Here is a 20,792-nt window from a genome sequence, read left to right as displayed (position 1 = left end):
CTCTGACCTGAGGTGATAAGCGTTTGGTCCGGGCGCTGTGTCCGGCACGGTGGCGTTGTGATGCGCGTTTACTCTTTGCTGGTGCACAATAGGTGCCATGGCGTCGACCTGGCGCCGTCGGCTGGACGGTCAGAGAGAGGAGCATCAATGAGCGTGGAGGCGAACCGGGAGGCCCAGCGTGCCGCCTACGGCGAACCGCTGGGGGAGACGTTTGGGCGGCTCAAGCAGGCGCTGGGGCTCAACCAGGCGGGTCTGGCCAAGGTGCTCGGTATTTCTGCACCGATGCTCTCGCAGCTGATCAGTGCGCAGCGGGTGAAGATCGGCAACCCTGCGGTGCTCGGGCGCGTCCAGCGGCTGCACGAACTGGCGGAGGCGGTGGGAGCCGGTAAGACTCCGCCCGAAGAGGTGCCCGCACTGCTGGAGGAGATTCGCAGCGCCCAGTCCAACATCACGCGCACTACCCAGCTGGCCCCGGCCGCAGAGGACGGGGCCGTGGTGGCGGGTATTCGCAATCTGCTGCGGGCCGTGGCCTCGGGTGCGGAGCTGCGCGCGGCCGCTGAGACGCTGGAGAGCGATCACCCCCGCCTGGCTGAAGTGATCCGTCTCTACGGCACCGGTCCCCTTACCCCGGCCGCAGAGCACTACACCGCGCATAAAGACCTCTTCTGAGCCCAGCCCCGGTGCAGCCAGGCCGTTGCTTCTGCAGTTGAGGTCACCCGAGAGGGCTTTTTCGGCCATAAGGCGCTCCGCGGTGGCACGAACTGCTTAAGCAACGCTGTCAGCGGTCCAGGACCCCCGGGCGGGGCGTTCGCGGCTCGGTGCCTTCCGTTATTGGTAGGCTGGTGGGGCTACTTCATCCGCCATGGTGTAAGGGCAGCACACCGGTTTTTGGTACCGTGAGTCTAGGTTCGAATCCTAGTGGCGGAGCGACATAGGATGAGGAACGCTCATCCCATCGGTGCCTAGGAGAACGCCTTCGTGACTCAGTCGCTTGATCGTCCCACCGCCGTGATCGTCCTGGCCGCGGGGGCAGGCACCCGCATGAAGTCGGAGACCCCGAAGATCATGCACACCCTCGGCGGTGTTTCCATGATCGGTCATGCGCTGAACACCGCCCGGGCGCTGAACCCCGAGCATCTGGTGGCTGTGGTCCGCCATCAGCGCGACCGCGTGGCCGAGCACATCCTCTCCCACGACGACGACGTGATCCTCGCCGACCAGGATGAGGTCCCGGGCACCGGACGGGCCGTGGAGTGCGGCCTGGAAGCGCTGGCCGCCGCCGGTCATGCCGCCGACTCCGGCACCGTAGTGGTGACCTACGGAGACGTGCCGCTGCTGACCCCGGACCTCGTCACCGAACTGGTCACCACCCATGAATCCCAGGGCAATGCCGTGACGGTTCTCACCGCGCTGCTGCAGGACGCCACTGGCTATGGCCGCATTCTGCGCGACGACGCCAACCCCGAGGCTGTCGTCGGCATCGTCGAGCACAAGGACGCCACTGACGCGCAGCGCGAGATCCGCGAGGTCAACTCCGGCATCTACGCGTTCGACGCCGCCACACTGATCTCCGCACTGGCGCAGGTCACCACGGACAACGCCCAGGGAGAGAAGTACCTGACCGACGTCCTGGGCCTGGCCCGGGCCGAAGGTGGACGCGTAGCCGCCGTCACCACCGAGGATCGCTGGCAGGTCGAAGGTGCCAACGACCGCGTCCAGCTGGCAGCTCTGGGCAAGGAGCTCAACCGCCGCACGGTCGAAACTGCCATGCGCGCTGGCACCACCGTCATCGACCCCGACACCACCTGGATCGACGCCACGGTCACGCTTGAGCCTGACACCACCATCCTTCCGGGCACCCAGCTGCACGGCCTGACCCATCTCGCCCGCGGCGCCGTGGTCGGTCCGGACTCGACTCTCACGGACGTGACGGTGGGGGAGGGCGCCACGGTGACCCGCACCCACGGCAGCGGCGCAGAGATCAAAGCCGGCGGCGTCGTCGGGCCGTTCACCTATCTTCGTCCGGGCACGGTGCTGGGTGAGGACGGCAAGATCGGCGCATTCTACGAGACCAAGAACGTCCAGATCGGCCGCGGCTCCAAGCTCAGCCACCTCGGCTACGCCGGGGATGCCACCATCGGCGAGCACACCAACATCGGCTGCGGCAACATCACCGCCAACTACGACGGCGAGAACAAGCACCGCACGATCATCGGCTCTCACGTGCGAACCAGCTCCAACACGGTGTTCGTCGCGCCGGTGGAAGTGGGTGACGGCGCCTATACCGGAGCGGGCGCCGTCGTGCGCAAAGACGTCCCGCCCGGCGCGCTGGCACTGTCCGTGGCCCCGCAGCGCAACAACGAGGGCTGGGTAGAGACCAAGCGACCAGGATCGGCCGCCGCACAGGCTGCCGCGCAGGCGCTGGAGACCACTAACAACGGCAAGGGGAACTGAGCACACCGTGGATGAGATCAAGGTCAGCACCGAGAAGACGATGGTCATTGCCTCCGGGCGTGCCCATCCCGGGCTCGCTCAGGAGATCGCGGAGGAGCTGGGCACCGAGCTGCTGCCGCTGAGCGCCTACGACTTCGCCAACGGAGAGATTTACGTGCGCTCCGGAGAGTCTGTGCGTGGCAAGGACGTGTTCCTGCTGCAATCCCATCCTGCGCCGCTGAACAACTGGCTCATGGAGCAGCTGATCATGATCGACTCCATGAAGCGCGCCTCCGCCAAGCGCATCACGGTGGTCTCGCCGTTCTACCCCTATTCCCGGCAGGACAAGAAGGGTCGCGGCCGCGAGCCCATCTCCGCGCGTCTGGTGGCGGACCTGTACAAGACTGCCGGGGCTGACCGCATCATGACGGTCGACCTGCACACCGCCCAGATCCAGGGCTTCTTCGACGGTCCCGTGGACCATCTCTTCGGTATCCCGCTGCTGGCCGACTACATCCGCGACCAGGTCGCCGACGACGACGTCACCGTGGTCTCCCCGGACACCGGCCGCGTGCGCGTCGCCGAGCAGTGGGCCGACCGTCTGGGCGGCGTACCCCTGGCGTTCGTGCACAAGACTCGTGATCTCACCCAGCCCAACAAGGCGGAGTCCAAGCGCATCGTCGGTGACATCGAGGGACGTACCTGCGTGCTCATCGACGACATGATCGACACCGGCGGCACCATCTCTGGCGCGGTCCAGATCCTCAAGGACGCTGGGGCCAAGGACGTCATCATTGCCGCCACTCACGCGATCTTCTCGGAGCCGGCTGCGGAGCGGCTCGCTAACTCCGGGGCGCGCGAGGTGGTCGTGACCAACACCCTGCCGATCCCGGAGGAGAAGCGCTTTGAGCAGCTGACGGTGCTCTCCATCGCGCCGATTCTGGCCCGGGCCATCAAGGAGGTCTTCACCGACGGCTCGGTGACCACCCTGTTCGACGGTAAAGCCTGAGCTGCCGTATAGTTGACCCTTGTGCCAACCGGCACTTTTAGGCGAGGGCGCGGCTGATCCAGGTCGCGCCGTTATCGACGACGTAAAGGAACATCATGGCTGACAAGCTTGTCATCTCCGCCGAAGTCCGCAGCGAATTCGGCAAGGGCGCCGCCCGCCAGGCCCGTCGCGAGGACAAGATCCCCGCTGTCATCTACGGCCACGGCGAGGAGCCCCGCCACGTGCTGCTGCCCGGTCACGAGACCATGCTGGCTGTCCGTAACCCCAACGCTCTGATCACCCTGGAGATCGAGGGTGATGAGCAGACCGTGATCCCCAAGGACATCCAGCGCGATCCGCTGAAGCCCTTCATCGTCCACGTGGACCTGCTGGCCGTGCGCAAGGGCGAGAAGATCGTCGTCGACGTGCCCGTTGAGGTCATCGGCGAGCCCGCAGAGGGCTTCGAGTACCTGCTGGATCAGCCCACCGTGGCGATCGAGGCCGACGCTCTGGACCTGCCCGAGTCCGTGACCGTGGACATCACCGGCCGCGACGAGAACGCTCTGCCCGAGCACATCAACCTGCCCAAGGGTGCTGCTCTGGCTCTGACCGACCTGGAGTCCCCGGTCGTCTCCATCTACGAGCCGCAGGAGCAGGACGTTGAGTCCGAGGCTGACGGCACAGCTGATGAGGCTGCCGAGGGCGAGGAAGCCGCTGCCGGCGAGGAGTCCGCAGAGGCTGAGGGCGGCGACGAGGAGTAAGACTCCGGCCTTTCGATAGGCTTGCCGTATGGCAGAAGATACCTGGCTGATAGCGGGTCTCGGGAATCCCGGGACCCGCTATCGTCATACCCGGCACAATATCGGCCACATGGTGCTCGACGAGCTGCTCGAGCGCATGGGAGCCACCTACACCCGCACCAAAGTCGGCGCCAAAGCTGTGGGCGCACGCCTGGCTCACGGGGGTCCGAAAGTGATCTTCGCGATCTCTGAGGGGTACATGAACCACTCCGGTAAGCCGGTCAGGGGGCTGATGGACTACTTCTCTGTGGATCCCGCGCACCTGGTCGTCGTCCACGACGAGCTTGACATCGATTTTGGTCGACTCAAGCTCAAGCGCGGCGGCTCCGAGGGGGGCCACAACGGTCTGAAGTCGATCACTCAGCACCTGGGCGGAAACCGGGACTATCTGCGCGTGAGAGCCGGAATCGGTCGCCCCCCGGGACAGATGGAGACTGCCGACTATGTCCTGCAGGGATTCTCGGAGGCCGAGCGCAAGGAGCTGCCCGGCTTCATCGACCGCACGGCCGATGCGGTAGAACTGCTGCTGACTGAAGGGCTCACCGCCGCACAGAACAAGGTCCACTGAACGCCCCAGCCACAATGAAGAAGCCCGTCGATGACCGCAGGGATCGTCGACGGGCTTCTTCTGAGCAGCTGCGGGGACTCAGGCCTTGTTCTGCTCGATGAACTTGGCGACTTCCTTGGACTGCAGCTCGACGAACTTCTTCATGTAGGGCTCGGCTGCCTTCTTGATCTTGCCGCCGATCAGCGGGATCTTCACGTCCACATCACCGCGCACGGTCGCTTTGGTCTCGGCGGCCCCGCGAGCATGCAGAGTCTGGGAGGCCACGGCTTTGACCGGCGCACCGTGGATCTTGACCTCGGTGTCGGAGCGGCGGGAGCCGTCAGCATCGGGGCCGGACCAGGTGTCCGTCACGGTCACGGTGACGGTGCCCTTGAGGACCTTCTGGGCAATATCGGGCAGCTTCTCGGCGTTGATCGCCTGCTCGGAGACGATGGTGTAGCCGCCGTCGGGCCGAGCGCTGGAGTCGAAGCTCTTCAGCTGGGAGCCCACCTTCCCAGCCAGGTGCTCATGGAACTCCTTTGAGGTGTAGGCGGCGATGATGTCATCGGCGCTGTGGGTGATGACGGTCTCAGCTTCAAGAGCCACGTAGTTCTCCTTGCCGTGTGAGGGTTCTGGCAATCCACATCCTACTCGGGCCTCCGGGGCAGATTCCCGGCAAATTTTTGGTCTACTTTTGGCTAATGCCCAGGTAGAATATGGACAGTGACTCTCCTTAGCATCCTGCAGCTGATCGGCGGCTTTGTCCTTCTGGTTCTGGGAGGCGAGGCGCTGGTGCGTGGGGCCGCGTCTTTGGGCAAGACCGCGGGCCTGTCCTCGCTGGTCATCGGCCTGACCATCGTGTCCTTCGCGACCTCGGCGCCGGAACTCGCGGTCAGCGTCGGTGCCTCCATCAGCGGCTCGCCCGGACTGGCGGTCGGCAACGTGGTGGGCAGCAACATCGCGAACATCCTCTTTGTGCTCGGCCTGACCGCCATCTTCGGCTCGCTCTTTGTGCGCATCCAGCTCATCAAAGCCGATATCCCGGTGATGGTGGGCATGTCAGTGCTGGCTCTGCTGCTGGCTCTCGACGGGGGCTTCTCCACTGTCGACGGCGTCGTTCTCCTCGCCCTGCTGCTGGTCTACCTTGTGGGCACCCTGCTGTGGGCCCGGCACCAGAAGTCCCGAGGACAGGAGCCGGAGCTCGGCGTCGAGGAGGTCCTGGCCGATGGTACGGGCAAACTGATGGCCCGCCTGCGAGCCACCAAGCTGCGTGCCACCACGGTGGACGTGATCCTGATCCTCGTTGGTGTGGGCATGCTGGTTCTTGGGGCTCAGCTGCTGGTCGCGGCCGCGACGACGATCGCTGCTTCGCTGGGGGTGAGTGACCTGATCATCGGTCTGACCATCGTGGCCATCGGCACCTCTCTGCCGGAGCTCGCCACGAGCGTGATCGCCGCCATCCGCGGAGAGCGTGACATGGCGGTGGGCAACCTGGTGGGTTCCAACATCTTCAACATCGGTGCGGTACTGGGCCTGACCGCGATCGTCTCGCCAGTGGGCGTGAGGGTCGACCCCGCCGCGGTGAACTTCGATCTGCCGATCATGATCGCGGTGGCTCTGGTGCTGCTGCCGCTGGCGTTCACCGGCCAGATCATTGCCCGCTGGGAAGGCTTCCTGCTGGTCGTGATGTACCTGGCCTATGTCATCTACCTGGTGCTCTCCTCCGTGGACCATGCCGCCCTGCGGCCCTTCAGCACGGCCATGTTGTGGTTCGTGCTGCCCATCACCGCGATCTGGCTGCTGGCGCTGGCCGCTTACGAGCTGGGCCTGCGCCACGCCAAACGCTCGCCCTCGGGGGCATCGGCGCAGGAATCCGCAGAAGACGAGACCGCGAAACCTCGTCCCCGGGCTCAGCAGCAGCCGGCTGATTCCGCCGGTCTGCCGTCCTCACGCGGGTGATGTAGAGAGCCGGGAGCCTAGGCCCCGTCGCCGCAGAGCCTCACGGCCTAAGCCTCAGGGCGCTGCAGAGACTCCTTGACCTGCTGCAGCCGAGCGGCTGCTCCGTCCAACCAGCGTTCGCAACGATCCGCCAGCGCCTCACCGCGTTGCCACAAAGCCAGCGACTCCTCCAGCGGGGCCCCGCCGGTCTCCAGCTTGGTGACCACGGCGATGAGCTCCTCGCGAGCCTGCTCATAGGACATCTGCTCGATGTCATCCAGCTTCGCGGTGCTGAACTGGTTCTCGGTGGTCTCGCTCATGCCTGTCCTTCATTCGGTTCGTGATCGGGGTCCGGGTGGACCGCGGTGACCTGGGCTTCGAACTCGCCGGCTGCGACCATGACGCGCACGTCATGACCGGGGGAGAGGGTTCCGGCGTCGCGCACAATGCTGGTGCCGACCCCTGGTGTGCTGACCTGGACCACCGCGTATCCACGGTCCAATGTGGACTGCGGTGAGAGCCCCGTGACGCGTGCCCTGGTGTGCTGGACCCAGTCCCGGGCGCGGGTGACAGAAGCCTCCGCGGAGACCAGCGCCCGACGTCGCAGTCCCAGCAGATCCTCACGGCGCACGGTGAGCATCTCCTCCGGTCGGGCCAGCACCGGGCGAGTCCGCACGCTGCGCAGCCATTCGCTCTCATTCTGGAGCCGGCGTTCCAGTCCCTGGGACATCCGGGCCCTGGCCTGAGAGATGTTCTCGCGCTCGAGCGCCTCATCAGGCACCAGCAGCTTCGCCGAGCCGGTGGGGGTGGAGGCCCGGACATCGGCAACCTCGTCCAGCAGGGGGCGGTCAGCCTCGTGCCCGATGGCGGAGACGACGGGAGTCCGGGCGGCGGAGACCGCGCGGATGAGGCGCTCGTCCGAGAACGGCAGCACCACCTCCTCCAGTGCACCGCCGCCACGGGCGATGACGATGACGTCGACCTGGGGATGGGCGTCCAGATCCTGCAGCGCAGCGGCAACCTCCATGGCGGCCATCGGACCCTGGGTGGCGACTTCGCGTATCTCGAACTGCGCAGCGGCCCACCGGGAGTGCACGTTGCGCACGATGTCCTTCAACGCATCGGAGTCACGTCCGGTGATCAAGCCGATGCGCGTGGGAAGCACCGGAAGCGGAATCTTGCGGGAGGCATCGAAGAGACCCTCTGCGGCCAGCTGCTGTTTGAGCTGCTCAATACGTGCCAGCAGGTCGCCAAGGCCCACTGGCCGCATCTGCTGGGTAACCAGGCTCAGGCGCCCGCTCTTCTCATAGAGACTGGGCTTGACCAAGGCGACCACCCGCGATCCGGGGGCGACGACGCCGTCGAGCGTCCCGGCCACGTTGCGCCAGGCCACCGCGTTGAAGGAGACCTCCTGCTCCAGGTCCCGCAGCGTCATCCACGCGGTGCCGTTGCGCATGGTGAACTCCACCAGCTGACCCTCCACCCATGTGGGGGTCACACGATCGATATGAGCACGCAGCTTGCCGGAGAAGTGGCTCAGCGGCCACGGTGTCTCGGCCGAGGTGTCCTGGGAGGACGGCGGAATCGTCGCCAGAGAAGGGCGGTCTTTGGCGTGCGGCTCCTGGTAGTTCATACTGCCTAACAGACTAGTCCTCTGGCGAGCAGAGAAGAAAGGCCCCTCACCGTGCGCAAGCTTTTCAGTGTGCTCTCGCTGCTGCTCGCGGGACTGCTGGCTGTAGTCTCCCTCAGCGGCTACCAGGTCAATCAGCTGCTGCGCAGTGAGGAGCCGGTGCGCTACATCGCCGGGGAGCTGCCGTATCAGGAGGAATTCTCCGATGCGGTCTCGGAGATGATGATCAGCGAGCTCGCCCAGCGTCTGCCCGAGGAAATCTCCCAATACCTGGGGGAGTCCGTGGAGGACTGGGTCAGCGGGCTCGTCTCCGGGATCCTGGACAACGAACGCACGCGTGCGGCCTGGGACGAGACCCTCCAAGTCACCCGAGAGGACTACACCGGACAGTTAGAGCGCCTGTTCCACCGCGGGCCCTCCGGCGACGGCGACGATCTGGCGCTCTCGGTCGACCTGTCTCCGGTGGCCGACGCGACCACGCAGCCCGTGCGCGAAGCCCTGGACGAACACCTGAGCTTCCTGCCGTTCGTCGACGCCGGCAGCTTCACCTTCCTCTCCCCAGAGATCGTGGTAGACGTCGAAGCCGCTGCCGAGGACGGGGCAGACCCCTACACGTGGGCCACCGTTGCCGGACTGAGCCAGTACTGGTTTGGCTTTGCGCTGGCCGCCGGAGCCCTGCTGGTGCTCGGCCTCCTGTTGGGCCCCGGGCGATGGCGCTGGATCGGGCTGGCTCTGGGAGCAGGACTGGCCGCCGCCCTCGGCGCGTGGATGGCGCTGAACGCCGCATCGCCGAGCTTTGATGAACTCGAAGGTGCTCCCGAGGCGGCACGCCTGCTGGTCACCCATGTGGAGACTCGCATCACCGAGTGGGCCCAGCCATCCTGGTGGGTGTTCACCACCGCGGCCGGTTTCGCCACCCTCCTCGGCGCAGTCGGGGCACTGGTCGCTCCTACCGCGCGCCGCCGCGAAGGCGTCTGAGGCGCTGCTCTCATCACAGGGCCGGAACGTGCTCGTGTTCAGGTCTTCCCGGTAGACTCTGCGCATATGACCACCACCGCCGAAGCCCCCTCGTCTGCGCGCCGGAAGCATATTTCGGTGCCCACCCCGCAGGTGCCGCGCAAGCGGCGCAGCCCTGAGGAGATCGCCGCCGCCTCTACCTTCGAGGGCGAGCGACGGGTGTTGCTGGCCGCCCCGCGCGGCTACTGCGCCGGCGTTGACCGCGCCGTGGTCGCGGTGGAGAAAGCTCTGGAGCAGCACGGTGCCCCCGTCTACGTCCGCAAAGAGATTGTGCACAACCGTCACGTGGTGGACACCCTCACGGAAAAGGGCGTCATCTTTGTCGAGGAGGCCGACGAGGTGCCTCCGGGCGAGCTTCTGGTCTTCTCTGCCCACGGCGTATCCCCGGCGGTGAAGAACCTCGCCAGCGAGCGGGGCCTTCAGACCATTGATGCCACCTGCCCCCTGGTGACCAAGGTGCACCGTGAAGCGGTGCGGTTCACCACCAAGGACGACTTCCACATCCTGCTCATTGGGCACGACGGCCATGAAGAGGTCGAGGGCACCTTCGGCCACGCACCGGAGTCCACCACGATCGTCAACGGCCCCTGGGAGGTGGACCAGATCGAGGTGCCGGATCCGGACAAGCTCATCTGGCTCTCGCAGACCACGCTGTCGGTGGACGAGACCATGGAGACGGTTAACAAGCTGCGCGAGCGTTTCCCGAATCTGCAGGATCCGCCCAGCGATGACATCTGTTACGCCACATCCAACCGGCAGGCTGCCATCAAGAAGGTGGCCCCGGAGGCTGACCTCGTGATTGTGGTGGGTTCGGCGAACTCCTCCAACTCTGTGCGCCTGAAGGAGGTCGCCAAGGAGTACGGCGCCAAGCGCGCTGAGCGCGTGGACTTCGCCAACCAGGTGGACGAGCAGTGGTTCACCGAGGCGGCCACCATCGGCGTCACCTCCGGCGCTTCCGTGCCCGAGGTGCTGGTGCAGGACGTGCTGCGTCTGCTGGCCGAGTACGGCTATCACGACGTGGAAGAGATCGTCACCGCGGAAGAGGACATCGTCTTCTCCCTCCCGAAGGAGATCCGCAAGGCGCTGCAGGAAGCAGGCCATGCCGACGTCGGACGTGGAGGCCGCAAGCGCACCGCCTGCAGTGACTGATTGAGTCCAGGCAGCTTAGGTCGTCAGGACCGGACGGTGTGCGCCGGCGCTTCGCCTTAAGGGTGCGGCATAGGATGAGCGTCATGACTCTTGCGGGCACAGTTGCCGTCATCGTCGTCGCGGTGCTCATCGGCACCATTCTCCAGCGGCTCTCCGGCACAGGAGTCGGCCTCGTGGTCGCGCCCGTCCTCTCCATTCTGCTGGGACCCGCCTTGGGCGTTCTCGTCACGAATATGACCACTGTGGTCTCCGGGTTCCTCATCATGCTCAGCGTCTGGGGCAGCATCAGCTGGCGGCGCTTCTGGCTCATCATCCCCGCAGCCGTGCTCGGAGCGGTCCCCGGCGCGTGGCTGGTGGCTCAGCTCAGTGCGGGGTGGCTGTCCATCATCCTGGGCAGCATCGTGGTGCTGGCGCTGGTGGTGACAGTCAGTCTCCGCCGGCTCCCTGAATGGCCGGGACGAGTACCCGGCGTCATCGCCGGCTTCCTCGGGGGCTTCTTCAACACCACCTCCGGGGTAGCTGCCCCCGTGATGGTCATCTACTCCAGGCTTTCCCGCTGGGAGCAGATCAGCTTCGCTGCCACCCTGCAGCCGATCTTCATGACGATGGGAGCTGCCTCTGTCATCAGCAAGCTCGCGATGGGTTCCGTGGACACCCGCGCCGGAGACGGCCTGCCGCTGGTATGGGTCTTCCCTGGGATCGTGGCCACAGTCATCGTGGGAATCGCGGTGGCGACTCTCTTGTCTCGCCGTGTGTCGGCCTCGGCAGCACGCAGGCTGGCGCTTGTGCTGGCAGGGCTCGGCGGAGCCGGTGCCATCATCCGCGGGACCATAGAAGTCCTGGCCTGACGCTGACTGGGCTCCGCGCGTAAGCTGGATCACTGTGAACGACGACGCCGCCGCAGGACTCCAGCCGGGCAGCGTCCCCTACCGCCGGCTTCTGCTGGCCCTGTTCGCCATCGGGGTGGCGACGTTCGCCCAGCTCTACTCTCCGCAGGGTCTGCTGCCACTGATCGCGGTGGAGCAGCAGATCACCGCCGATCAGGCAGCTCTCATGGTCTCCGCGGCCACGCTCGGCCTGGCCTTGGGGGTCATCCCCTGGTCCTACGTAGGTGATGCCGCAGGACGTAAGCGCGCCATGATGTGGGCCATCAGCCTGGCCTGTCTCTTTGCGGTGCTGACAGTGGCGGTCCCCACCTTCTCGCTGGCCTTGGGCATGCGCTTCTTGGAAGGGTTCATGCTCGGAGGAGTTCCGGCTCTGGCTGTCGCGTACCTCAACGAGGAGGTCAGCTCCAAGGTCGCTGCCGCGGCGGCGGGCACCTATGTTTCTGGCACAACGGTGGGCGGGCTTCTGGGACGAATCGTGGCGGCCCCCGTGGGCGAGCAGCTGGGCTGGAAACTGGGGATGCTGGTGGTCACCGCCACTGCGATCGTCTGTGTGGTGGTGTTCTTGCGGCTGGCGCCCGCGGCTGTGAACTTCACGCCGCGTCGGAGCAGCCTCGGTGAGGCCGCAGGCGCCCTGCTGGGCAACCTGCGTTCGGGGGCTCTGTGGGTGATCTATCTGCAGGGTTTCCTGACGATGGGCGGCTTCGTGGCCATGTACAACTATCTGGGCTTTCACTTGGCCGGCCCGCCCTACATGATGCCCGTGTGGCTGGCCTCTCTGGTGTTCCTGGCGTACCTGGCCGGCACGTTCTCCTCCCCACGGGCCGGCCGAATGGCCTCCAGGTTCGGCAGGCGGCCGGTGCTGCTGGCCGGAAACCTGATCATGATGGCCGGGGTGGGACTGACCCTGGTACCCCAGATCTGGGTGATCATCCTGGGGATGGCTGTGCTGACCGGAGGGTTCTTCGCCTCCCATGCAGTGGCCTCGGGCTGGGCGGGCTCGCGAGCGGTGGCGGGGCGCTCGCAGTCCGCATCCCTGTACAACCTGGGCTACTACGCGGGGTCCTCGGTGTTCGGCTTCCTAGGAGGCACCTTCCTTCACCTGGGCGGTTGGGGCGGCACGGTGGGAATGGTGCTGGCGCTCACCGCAGCATCCACCCTGCTGGCGGCCGTGGTGCTTCCACGGGACTGAGGCTCCTCCAGCATGCGGCTCACTTTTCTGCGGTGCTATTCTCCCACTCATGACTGTGGCGCCTGACACAGGCGCTGCCCACCGAGCTGACTTCAACAGATGCGAACGGAGTGGTTGCAATGATGCCCCCACGATCGAAGGTGACGGGTGCTCACCTTCAGCAATACGATCCCACAAGTCAAGCGAAACAAGAGGTCGAACAGCTCTCCGCCGGACACCGCGCGGAGGGCTTCGAGAAGCCGACGCTGTTGCGCCGGCTGATCGGACTCTTCGGCGGGATCGGCCTGGCGCTGCTGGTCTACCTGGTGATGCCGGCAGACCTTGAGGTCTGGCCTCGACTGACCGCTGCGACCGCAGTGCTCATGGCTGTCTGGTGGATGACGGAGGCGATCCCCATTCCCGCCACGGCCCTGCTGCCGCTGATCATCTTTCCCGTGCTGGTCCCGGAGGGCGATGCGGGCAGTGCCGAAGAGCCGGTGGGAGGAGTCTCATTCGACGACGTCGGCGCCTCCTACGGCAACAACATCATCTTCTTGTTCATGGGCGGGTTCATGCTGGCGCTGGCGATGCAGCGGTGGAACCTGCACCGGCGCATTGCTCTGGTGACCCTGCGGGCCATGGGTTCCAAGCCGGTGAATCTCATCGCCGGCTTCATGATCGCCACCGGATTCCTCTCCATGTGGGTCTCCAATACGGCGACCGCTGTCATGATGCTCCCGATCGGCATCTCCGTGCTCATGCTGGTGCAGAAGATCCTCAAGGGCGAGGACCCTGCTGCGGCGGATGTGGACAGCGAAGAGGCCCAGGAGGAGGGCAAGAAGGAAGCCATCAAGTCCAATTTCGGGACAGCTCTCATGCTCGGCATCGCTTACGCGGCCTCGGTGGGATCCCTGGGCACCATCATCGGCACCCCGCCCAACACTCTGCTGGCCGGGCACATGAGCACCAACCACGATCTGACCATCGGCTTCGGCCAATGGATGCTGGTGGGTGTACCCATTTCTGTGATCATGCTGGCGATCACATGGTTCCTGCTGACCAAGGTGATCTTCCGTCCGGAGATCGACCACATTCCCGGCGGTTCGGACCTGATCAAGGGCGAGCTGCGCAAGCTCGGACCGATGAGCGCGGCAGAGATCCGGGTGCTGCTGATCTTCGTCGCTGCGGCCGTCGCGTGGGTGACCATCCCGCTGGAGGCAGATCTGCGCGACGCGGATCCGTTCATCTCGGATGCCGGCATCGCCATGGTGGTCGGGCTGCTGCTTTTCCTGTTGCCGGCAGGCGGTACAGCGAATAAGGGCGTGCGGCTGCTGGACTGGGAGTACGCGGTGAAGCTTCCCTGGGGTGTGCTGCTGCTGTTCGGTGGAGGCCTGGCCCTTTCGGGACAGTTCGGTACCTCCGGGCTGTCCACCTGGCTGGGCACCCAGATGGAGGGCCTGGCCGGCATCCCGGTCTGGGTGCTGGTGCTGATCGCCGCGGTAGGCGTGCTGCTGCTCACGGAGATGACCTCCAACACGGCGACGGCGGCGACCTTCCTGCCGGTGGCCTCCGGCGTGGCGATGGGCACCGGGGTGGATCCGCTGGTGCTGGCGGCACCCGTGGCACTGGCCGCGACCTGTGCGTTCATGCTGCCCGTGGCGACACCACCGAATGCGATTGCCTACGGTTCGGGCTATGTGACGATCGGGCAGATGGTCAAGGGCGGCATCTGGCTGAACCTGGCTGCGGTCATCATCATCACCCTGGCGTCGATGAGTCTCCTGGTCTGGGTCTTCGGCCTGGCACTTTAGGGGTGTGGGGCTTCCCGGCCCTTCTCTAGGCGAGGCCCCAGCGGGTTGACCTCTGCCGTCACCGGAGAGGCCCGGAGGGTCTCTCCGAGGTCCTGCAGTGATGCCGGTTCTGCGTCACTGTCGGTGACGTGGAGCCGGCTCATGGCGTCCACCTTCGGCAGGACTTGGCGTTCAATATTGCCGATGAGTCCGTTGTATGCCTCCACCGCCTGCCGGAGGCGGTCTCCGGTGCGGCTGAGGTGGTCGCTCATCCTGGTGAGCCGGTGATGCAACTCCCGCGAGTGCTCCACGACCTCGGCGATATTGGACGCCAGCTTCTCCTGGCGCCACGCGGCGGCCACCGCTTTGAAGGAGGCCAGCAGGGAGGCAGGGGAGACCAGTGTGACGCCCTTGGACAGCGCGTCATCGAGAAGGGCGCCGTCGGCCTCGAGTGCCGCCGAAAGAAGAGACTCGGCGGGCACGAAGCAGAAGACCACGTCGGGGGAGAGCGCTACGGAGTCCCAGTACCTCTTCTTGGACAGCTCATCCACCCGCTGGCGCAGGGCCCGTGCCTGCCCCTGCGGGTCTGTGGTGTTCAGAGGCGCTTTGGCGTCCACCACCAGCTGACGGCCCCCCGGCAGGTGCACCACCATGTCAGGCCGCAGAAGCTCTCCCTGCTCCGTACGGTGGGAATGCTGCTCGGTGAAGTCCACATGGGGCAGCATTCCCGCAGACTCCACGACCCGGCGCAGCTGCACCTCGCCCCAGTGCCCGCGGGCGGAAGTGGAGTGGAGACTTCCGAGCAGGGCCTGGGTGGAGCGCAGGATCTCGGCGTCGTTCTTGGCGGCAGCGCTGAGCTGCTCAGACAACTGTGCCTGCTGGGCGCTGCGCTCACGCTCCAGCTCCGCGACCTTGCGCTGCACCTCGGTCACGCCCAGGCGCACCGGATGCAGCATCTCCACCAGTGACTCGCGCTCCCGCGAGGACTCAATCTCCTCGCCGCGCCGGCGCTGGATCTCCTCGAGACGTGCCTCAGCGGCGGCGAGCTGTTGCTGAGTCCACGAAAGCTGGTCTCTGAACCCTGCGACCTCTCGCTGTGAAGCAGCAAGATCCCCGCGGGCGGAGTCGAGCTCCTGCCGCAGCAGCCCTGCGGCGCCGTCGTCGTGCCGGGCCCGCACCCACAGGGCAGCGAGACCAAGTCCCAGCAGCAGACCGAGGAGCAGTCCAAGAAGCAGATGAAACCAGTTCATGACTCCAGACTGCCACCGGGGTAGGACACTGCCGCGGACCGACGCCGACTGCCGTGCCTGCAGCGTTTGCAGGCGGCTTTCAGGCGCCACTGCGCATGTCATCAGAATGATCCGGTTAAGTAGTGACGGTGCGCATCGGCGCAGAAGAGTTCACCCCGCGACCCGAAAGAACAAGGAGAAACATGGCCACCCCGCAGACGCTGATCGCCTCGATCCGCACCGGTGTCACGGTGCTGGGGGCGGCAGCGTTAGTCACCGCGCTCACCGGCTGCGCGGCCGGGGATGCGCAGGACGATGCGGGACCAGCAGAGTCGGGCCCCACCGGCGCCGAGGAACACAGCAGCTCCGCCTCAAGCAGCGATCCCTCAGCTCCCGAAGAGGTCACCCAGACGGAGCTGGAGGAGTCTCCCGAGGTCCAGGAGACCGACGGTGCGTCCAGCACTGATGCGGCCGAGGCCCACGCCACCACTCCCGATGCCGGGCAGGTAGAGGGGGCCTGTGCGCTGCTGAGCCCGGATAAGCTCTCTGAGGCGGTGGGTGAGCCGCTGAGTGCAGGACAGCCCGATATCACCGAATCACCGTTCGATACGTGCTTGTGGAGCCACCCGACCAATGACCAGCAGGGCGCTAGTCTCTACGTCATCGCCGATGAGCAGCTGCCCGCCGAAGAGCTCTTCCCCCAGCTCGCAGCCGAGGGCGAACCGGTGCAGGTCGAGGGCGCCGTGGAGGCCAGCTATGACGCGGCACGGGAGAACATCGTGGTGCGCGGGCAGCAGGAGGTCTTCCAGCTCTACCTCTACGCGTTCGACGCCGAGGAGGAGGACTTCGTGCGCTTAAGCGAGATCATCGCCGCCAATCTCTAACGTCACCGCCATGGCATAGGGTGTGGGGCGGAGAAGTTGCCCGAACACCCGGGCTGGTTGCTGAAGTCTGAAGGGACGCGTTGATGATCCGGATCCTGCTGGTACGCCACGGAGAGACCGAGTGGAACAAGGAGCACCGCCTGCAGGGCCGCTCAGACATTGCACTGGCCGACTCCGGGGTGGAGCAGGCACGGATCACCGGCAGCTTCATCCGTGCCCAGAATCCGACCCAGGGACACGTCTCCGCTCTGATCCGCACCCAGCAGACCTTCCAGCAGTTCGGGTTGGACCTCACCCCGCGCATCTGGGAGGAGCTCATGGAGCAGAACCTGGGGGAGTGGGAGGGCCTGCGCGGTGCTGAGGTGCGCGAACGCTTTCCCGAGGAGTTCGAGGGCTGGCGGGCCAAGAGCTACACCCCCGCCGGCGGTGAATCCCACGCGGAGCTGCTGGAGCGCATGCAGCGCGCGTTCTTCGAGATCGTGCGGGGGACCGCCGAGACCCAGCCCACCGAGTCCGCGGACCTGAGCTTTCCGGTGCGCACCGCTGTGGTGGTCTCTCACGGCGCTGCGCTGCGCGTGCTGCTGGAAGGCCTGGGCCTGATCACCCGCCGGGCCTTCATCCCTCTGACCCCGGCGGCTGTGACCGTGGTGGACATTCCCCTGCACACCGGGGAGCTGTCCACCTCCCTGCCCCACGGGGGCATCACCGCCGACGACGATGCCGGGTTGATCGCCTCCCTCACCGACGAGCAGATTGCCGACCGCGTGCGGCTTCGCCTGATCAACCTCTCCCCGGAGCTCCTTAACCCCGCCGCCACCTCCGACGCCCTTTAGGACAACCCGCCCCTGGCGGGCCGCGGTCAGGACTCCTGCTCGGCCAGCCAGTCGGTGAACGTCAGCTGGGCCAGCTGGGCATCGGGTCCGGGAAGGCTCATGCTGTGGCGACCTCGTGCATCGCGGAAGGACGGCGCAGAATTGGGGGCGGGAGGCGTGCCCTAGCGGCCGCGTCCCGCCCCCGCACCGGGAGCTGCGTGAGCGCTCAGGCCCCGCCCTTGATGAGGTCGGCGCAGCGCTCGCCGATCATCATGGTGGTGATGTTCGGGTTCACGGTGGTTAGCTCCGGCATCACGGAAGCATCGGCCACGCGCAGCCCCTGCACACCCTTGACCCGCAGGTCCGGGGTCAGCGGGGACATCACATCATCTGCTGCGCCCATCCGCACGGTGCCCGCCGGGTGATACACGGTGTTGTGGGTGCGCTGCACGTAGTCGGCGATCTGCTCATCCGTCTGCACCTCCTTGCCGGGGAACAGCTCCTCACCGGCCCACGCCGCCATGGCTGGCTGCGCGACGATCTCACGTGCCAGCTTGATCCCGGCCACAGCCACACGCATGTCGTGGCCCTCCGGATCGGTGAAGTACTGCGGATCCACCATGGGCTTGTCCCGGTAGTCACGGGAGCGCAGCCGCACGGTGCCCCGGGACTTGGCGTGGGTGATGTTCGGGGTCAGGCAGAACGTGTTGTCGCTGGTGGGGTAGCCCTGGCGCAGGGTGTGCATGTCAAAGGGCACGGAGCCGTAGTGCATCATCAGATCTGGACGCCCCGGACGGTCTGAGGCGCCGGTGCCCTCCAGGGTGTCGGCGAAGATGCCGATCTCCCACCACTGGGTGGAGTCCTCCACCATTGGCTGCTTCGCCTCCCAGGCGATGACCGCCTCCGGGTGGTCCTGCAGGTGCCGGCCCACGCCGGGGGAGTCCACGCGGACTTCGATGCCGTGCTCCTGCAGGTGCTCGGCAGGGCCGATGCCCGAGAGCATCAGCAGCTTGGGGGAGTCGATCGCGCCCGCGCTGATCACCACCTCTTGGGTGGCACGGATGGTGGAGGCGCGGCCGAAGGCGTTGTTCACCACGGAGACTCCCGCGGCCCGGGGCGTGCCGCCGTCGTCGTCGAAGAGAATCTCCTTCACCCAGGTGTCGGTGAGGAGCGTGAAGTTCTCCCGGTCCATGATGGGATGGATGTAGGAGACCGACGACGACGCCCTGGTGCCGTCCTCGCGCCGGTTGACCTGGAAGAAGTTGGCCCCCTTGACCACCGTCTCACCGGTGTTGAACTGCACGGTGGGGATGCCCTGCTGCTCGCAGGCCTGCAGCAGGGCCACACCGCAGGGGTCCTTCGGCGGGATCTGCATCAGGTGCACCGGGCCGGAGTCGCCGTGGATGTCTCCGGGCTCGCCGGTGGCCTGATCGTTGGTCTCCAGGCGCTTGAACAGCGGGTAGGTGGACTCCGCGTTCCAGCCTTGCGCGCCCAGCTCCTCCCATTCATCCATGTCCTCCTTGGGCGCCCAGAAGGCGATGCAGGAGTTGTGGGAGGAGCAGCCGCCCAGCACCTTGGCGCGGGCGTGGCGCATATGGCTGTTGCCGTTCTTCTGCGGCTCGATCGGGTAGTCCCAGTCATAGCCGGACTCCAGCAGCTCCATCCAGCGGTTCAGCTGCAGCACCACGTCTTTGTCCACGTCGGTGGGGCCTGCCTCCAGCAGGGCAACGGTCACCTCCGGGTTCTCGGACAGGCGTGCGGCCACCGCGGCACCGGCGGAGCCTCCGCCGACGACGACGTAGTCGAAAGTCTTCTCAGTCACTGACGTCTCCTTCTTCACTACAAGTCAGGGGGAAAGTGTGCCGAAACTGCAGCAACTGGCGGCTGCAGGGCCTCTGAGCCACAGTTTCGGCACACTTTTTCGGGGAGAGGGTGGGGCGAGGCGAGCGGGGGTGGCTCAGCCCTGGTTCGGCATGCGGAACCAGCCGGTCACCGCGGGGCTGGTGTTCTCGTAGATGTGCTTGGCCTCGCGGTACTCCTCGAAGCCTTGGTGGCCCAGTTCTCGGCCGACGCCGGACTGCTTGAACCCGCCCCACTCGGCCTGGGGCAGGTAGGGGTGGTAGTCATTGATCCAGATGGTTCCGTGGCGCAGGCGGGATGCGACGCGCTCGGCGGTGCCGGCGTCGGAGGTCCACACGGCTCCGGCGAGACCGTAGATGGTGTCGTTGGCAGTCTCGATGGCCTCCTCCTCGGTGGTGAAGGTCTCCACGGTGATGACCGGGCCGAACGCCTCTTCGGTGACCACGTGCATGCCGCGCGTGACGTTGTCCAGCACGGTGGGCGCGTAGTAGTAGCCGTTCTTGTGCTCTTCACCGCCGAAGTGACCGCCGGTGCGCAGCACGCAACCCTCCTCGATGCCCTTCTTCACGTACTGGGCGACCTTCTCACGGTGCTCCGCGCTGATGAGCGGGCCGGTTTCGGCATTCTCATCAAACGGACCGCCCATGGTGATGGACTCGGCGCGTCGGACCAGCTCGGTGACGAACTTCTCCTTGATGGACTCCTCCACGATCAGCCGGACACCGGCGGAGCACACCTGGCCGGAGTCGACGAATCCGGCGTTGAGGACGTTGTCGACGGCGGCGTCGAAGTCCGCGTCGGCGAAGACCACGTTCGGGTTCTTGCCTCCTAGCTCCAGGGCCACCTTCTTCACCGTCTCAGAGGCGGCGGCGGCGATCTTGCGGCCGGTGATCAGGCCTCCGGTGAAGGAGATCATGTCCACGTCCGGATGGGAGGACAAGGGAGCACCGGCTGTCGCTCCGGGGCCGGTGAGCAGGTTGGCGACACCGGCGGGCAGCCCCAGGGAGTCGAACACGTCCATGATGAGGATGGAGGTGTGCGGGGTCAGCTCAGCGGGCTTGAGGATCAGGCTGTTGCCGGCGGCCAGCGCGGGGGCCAGCTTCCAGGCGGCCTGCAGCAGCGGGTAGTTCCAGGGGGTGATCATCCCGCACACGCCCACCGGCTCGTAGACCACCCGGGAGCGCACACTAGGGTCTCCGGCGTCGATCACGCGGCCGGCGTCGGCATCGGCGAGCTTCGCGAAGTGCTTGAAGCAAGCGATGATGTCGTCCATGTCGATCTCGGCCTCGACCAGGCGCTTGCCGGTGTCCAGGGCCTCGGCACGGGCGAACTCGTCTTTGCGCCGGGTGATCTCTGCAGCCACGTTCAGCAGGAACTCACCGCGCTCGGCGGCAGGGGTGTCCGCCCATACGCGGGAGTCGAAGGCCCGGCGGGCGGCGGCGATGGCGGATTCGGCGTCAGTCTGGCCGGCCTCAGAGACCACACCTACCTCGGTCCCGTCGGCGGGACAGAAGATAGTGCGGGTTTCGCCGGATTGGGCGGGAACCCACTGGCCGTCGATGAACAGGGTGGCGGTCATGATTGCTCCTCGAAAGTCGCGTCGATGGGGGGTGCCTCTATGGTTTTCGTCAAGCGGCCAGGGCGTGCCCGGTGCCGCCTC

At 66.2% G+C, this 20,792-nt stretch carries 19 protein-coding genes and 1 tRNA gene; 14 read left to right on the top strand and 6 right to left on the bottom strand.

What is annotated here, in order from left to right; all coding sequences use genetic code 11:
* Nucleotides 1–147: 147 nt before the first annotated feature.
* From RH857_RS01030 to pth, 6 genes are all read left to right on the top strand, one after another.
* Complete coding sequence (locus RH857_RS01030; protein ID WP_310536118.1) at nt 148–669, top strand: helix-turn-helix domain-containing protein; 522 nt, start codon at nt 148–150, stop codon at nt 667–669.
* A 187-nt stretch (nt 670–856) separates the two neighbouring features.
* Nucleotides 857–927 (top strand) — tRNA-Gln (locus RH857_RS01025).
* 51 nt (nt 928–978) lie between these two features.
* Nucleotides 979–2,454 carry a bifunctional UDP-N-acetylglucosamine diphosphorylase/glucosamine-1-phosphate N-acetyltransferase GlmU gene (gene glmU / locus RH857_RS01020; protein ID WP_310536117.1) on the top strand — a complete coding sequence of 492 codons (1,476 nt, stop codon included), beginning with the start codon at nt 979–981 and terminating at the stop codon, nt 2,452–2,454.
* 7 nt (nt 2,455–2,461) lie between these two features.
* A complete protein-coding gene (locus RH857_RS01015; protein WP_310536116.1) occupies nt 2,462–3,442 on the top strand; it encodes a ribose-phosphate diphosphokinase in 981 nt (326 codons plus the stop codon).
* A 95-nt stretch (nt 3,443–3,537) separates the two neighbouring features.
* On the top strand, nt 3,538–4,182 hold the full coding sequence (locus tag RH857_RS01010; RefSeq protein WP_310536115.1) for a 50S ribosomal protein L25/general stress protein Ctc: 645 nt from the start codon (nt 3,538–3,540) through the stop codon (nt 4,180–4,182).
* A 28-nt stretch (nt 4,183–4,210) separates the two neighbouring features.
* Nucleotides 4,211–4,789 carry an aminoacyl-tRNA hydrolase gene (pth, locus tag RH857_RS01005; protein ID WP_310536114.1) on the top strand — a complete coding sequence of 193 codons (579 nt, stop codon included), beginning with the start codon at nt 4,211–4,213 and terminating at the stop codon, nt 4,787–4,789.
* Between the two features lie 78 nt (nt 4,790–4,867).
* Here the strand turns inward: pth and RH857_RS01000 are convergent, their stop codons facing one another.
* On the bottom strand, nt 4,868–5,374 hold the full coding sequence (locus RH857_RS01000; RefSeq protein WP_310536113.1) for a DUF2505 domain-containing protein: 507 nt from the start codon (nt 5,372–5,374) through the stop codon (nt 4,868–4,870).
* 117 nt (nt 5,375–5,491) lie between these two features.
* Here RH857_RS01000 and RH857_RS00995 point away from each other — a divergent pair, with 117 nt between their 5' ends.
* Entirely contained in the window at nt 5,492–6,727 is a 1,236-nt protein-coding gene (locus RH857_RS00995; RefSeq protein WP_310536112.1) for a calcium/sodium antiporter, read from the top strand.
* Between the two features lie 47 nt (nt 6,728–6,774).
* Here RH857_RS00995 and RH857_RS00990 read toward each other — a convergent pair whose 3' ends face one another.
* A complete protein-coding gene (locus tag RH857_RS00990) occupies nt 6,775–7,026 on the bottom strand; it encodes an exodeoxyribonuclease VII small subunit (RefSeq protein ID WP_310536111.1) in 252 nt (83 codons plus the stop codon).
* A complete protein-coding gene (gene xseA, locus RH857_RS00985; RefSeq protein ID WP_310536110.1) occupies nt 7,023–8,339 on the bottom strand; it encodes an exodeoxyribonuclease VII large subunit in 1,317 nt (438 codons plus the stop codon). The genes RH857_RS00990 and xseA overlap by 4 nt, the downstream gene beginning before the upstream one ends.
* Before the next feature lie 51 nt (nt 8,340–8,390).
* On the opposite strand from xseA, the gene RH857_RS00980 reads away from it, so the two are divergent.
* The 5 genes from RH857_RS00980 to RH857_RS00960 all read left to right on the top strand — a co-directional run bounded on the left by RH857_RS00980 (nt 8,391) and on the right by RH857_RS00960 (nt 14,368).
* Nucleotides 8,391–9,314: a hypothetical protein gene (locus RH857_RS00980; RefSeq protein WP_310536109.1), complete on the top strand. Its 924-nt coding sequence runs from the start codon at nt 8,391–8,393 to the stop codon at nt 9,312–9,314.
* A gap of 66 nt (nt 9,315–9,380) precedes the next feature.
* Nucleotides 9,381–10,502 carry a 4-hydroxy-3-methylbut-2-enyl diphosphate reductase gene (locus tag RH857_RS00975; RefSeq protein ID WP_310536108.1) on the top strand — a complete coding sequence of 374 codons (1,122 nt, stop codon included), beginning with the start codon at nt 9,381–9,383 and terminating at the stop codon, nt 10,500–10,502.
* An 83-nt stretch (nt 10,503–10,585) separates the two neighbouring features.
* Nucleotides 10,586–11,350, top strand: coding sequence for a TSUP family transporter (locus tag RH857_RS00970; RefSeq protein WP_310536107.1), 765 nt, complete (start codon nt 10,586–10,588; stop codon nt 11,348–11,350).
* A 34-nt stretch (nt 11,351–11,384) separates the two neighbouring features.
* Nucleotides 11,385–12,578 (top strand): MFS transporter, encoded by a 1,194-nt coding sequence (locus tag RH857_RS00965; RefSeq protein ID WP_310536106.1) that lies wholly within the window; start codon nt 11,385–11,387, stop codon nt 12,576–12,578.
* Between the two features lie 119 nt (nt 12,579–12,697).
* Nucleotides 12,698–14,368, top strand: a complete 1,671-nt coding sequence (locus RH857_RS00960) for an SLC13 family permease (RefSeq protein WP_310536105.1) — start codon at nt 12,698–12,700, stop codon at nt 14,366–14,368.
* Here the strand turns inward: RH857_RS00960 and RH857_RS00955 are convergent.
* Nucleotides 14,365–15,597: a DNA recombination protein RmuC gene (locus RH857_RS00955; RefSeq protein WP_310536104.1), complete on the bottom strand. Its 1,233-nt coding sequence runs from the start codon at nt 15,595–15,597 to the stop codon at nt 14,365–14,367. The genes RH857_RS00960 and RH857_RS00955 overlap by 4 nt on opposite strands.
* Before the next feature lie 182 nt (nt 15,598–15,779).
* Between RH857_RS00955 and RH857_RS00950 the strand changes: the two genes are divergently transcribed.
* Both RH857_RS00950 and RH857_RS00945 read left to right on the top strand, forming a co-directional pair.
* On the top strand, nt 15,780–16,460 hold the full coding sequence (locus RH857_RS00950; protein WP_310536103.1) for a hypothetical protein: 681 nt from the start codon (nt 15,780–15,782) through the stop codon (nt 16,458–16,460).
* 83 nt (nt 16,461–16,543) lie between these two features.
* On the top strand, nt 16,544–17,293 hold the full coding sequence (locus tag RH857_RS00945) for a histidine phosphatase family protein (RefSeq protein ID WP_310536102.1): 750 nt from the start codon (nt 16,544–16,546) through the stop codon (nt 17,291–17,293).
* 205 nt (nt 17,294–17,498) lie between these two features.
* Here RH857_RS00945 and RH857_RS00940 read toward each other — a convergent pair whose 3' ends face one another.
* Together RH857_RS00940 and RH857_RS00935 are read right to left on the bottom strand one after the other, a co-directional pair.
* On the bottom strand, nt 17,499–19,094 hold the full coding sequence (locus RH857_RS00940; protein ID WP_310536101.1) for a GMC family oxidoreductase: 1,596 nt from the start codon (nt 19,092–19,094) through the stop codon (nt 17,499–17,501).
* Nucleotides 19,095–19,229: 135 nt separating this feature from the next.
* A complete protein-coding gene (locus RH857_RS00935) occupies nt 19,230–20,711 on the bottom strand; it encodes an aldehyde dehydrogenase family protein (protein ID WP_310536100.1) in 1,482 nt (493 codons plus the stop codon).
* Nucleotides 20,712–20,792: the final 81 nt, after the last annotated feature.

It is taken from the genome of Nesterenkonia flava, from assembly GCF_031432335.1.
GTDB lineage: Bacteria > Actinomycetota > Actinomycetes > Actinomycetales > Micrococcaceae > Nesterenkonia > Nesterenkonia flava.
The sequence above is the reverse complement of the archived record's forward strand: the minus strand, read 5'-3'. Positions and strand labels throughout refer to the sequence as shown.

Coding starts and splice junctions, on each gene's coding strand:
- RH857_RS01030 (WP_310536118.1), top strand. CDS start 148: ATGAGCGTGGAGGCGAACCGGGAGGCCCAGCGTGCCGCCTACGGCGAA.
- RH857_RS01010 (WP_310536115.1), top strand. CDS start 3,538: ATGGCTGACAAGCTTGTCATCTCCGCCGAAGTCCGCAGCGAATTCGGC.
- pth (WP_310536114.1), top strand. CDS start 4,211: ATGGCAGAAGATACCTGGCTGATAGCGGGTCTCGGGAATCCCGGGACC.
- RH857_RS00990 (WP_310536111.1), bottom strand. CDS start 7,026: ATGAGCGAGACCACCGAGAACCAGTTCAGCACCGCGAAGCTGGATGAC.
- xseA (WP_310536110.1), bottom strand. CDS start 8,339: ATGAACTACCAGGAGCCGCACGCCAAAGACCGCCCTTCTCTGGCGACG.
- RH857_RS00975 (WP_310536108.1), top strand. CDS start 9,381: ATGACCACCACCGCCGAAGCCCCCTCGTCTGCGCGCCGGAAGCATATT.
- RH857_RS00970 (WP_310536107.1), top strand. CDS start 10,586: ATGACTCTTGCGGGCACAGTTGCCGTCATCGTCGTCGCGGTGCTCATC.
- RH857_RS00960 (WP_310536105.1), top strand. CDS start 12,698: ATGATGCCCCCACGATCGAAGGTGACGGGTGCTCACCTTCAGCAATAC.
- RH857_RS00955 (WP_310536104.1), bottom strand. CDS start 15,597: ATGAACTGGTTTCATCTGCTTCTTGGACTGCTCCTCGGTCTGCTGCTG.
- RH857_RS00950 (WP_310536103.1), top strand. CDS start 15,780: ATGGCCACCCCGCAGACGCTGATCGCCTCGATCCGCACCGGTGTCACG.
- RH857_RS00945 (WP_310536102.1), top strand. CDS start 16,544: ATGATCCGGATCCTGCTGGTACGCCACGGAGAGACCGAGTGGAACAAG.
- RH857_RS00935 (WP_310536100.1), bottom strand. CDS start 20,711: ATGACCGCCACCCTGTTCATCGACGGCCAGTGGGTTCCCGCCCAATCC.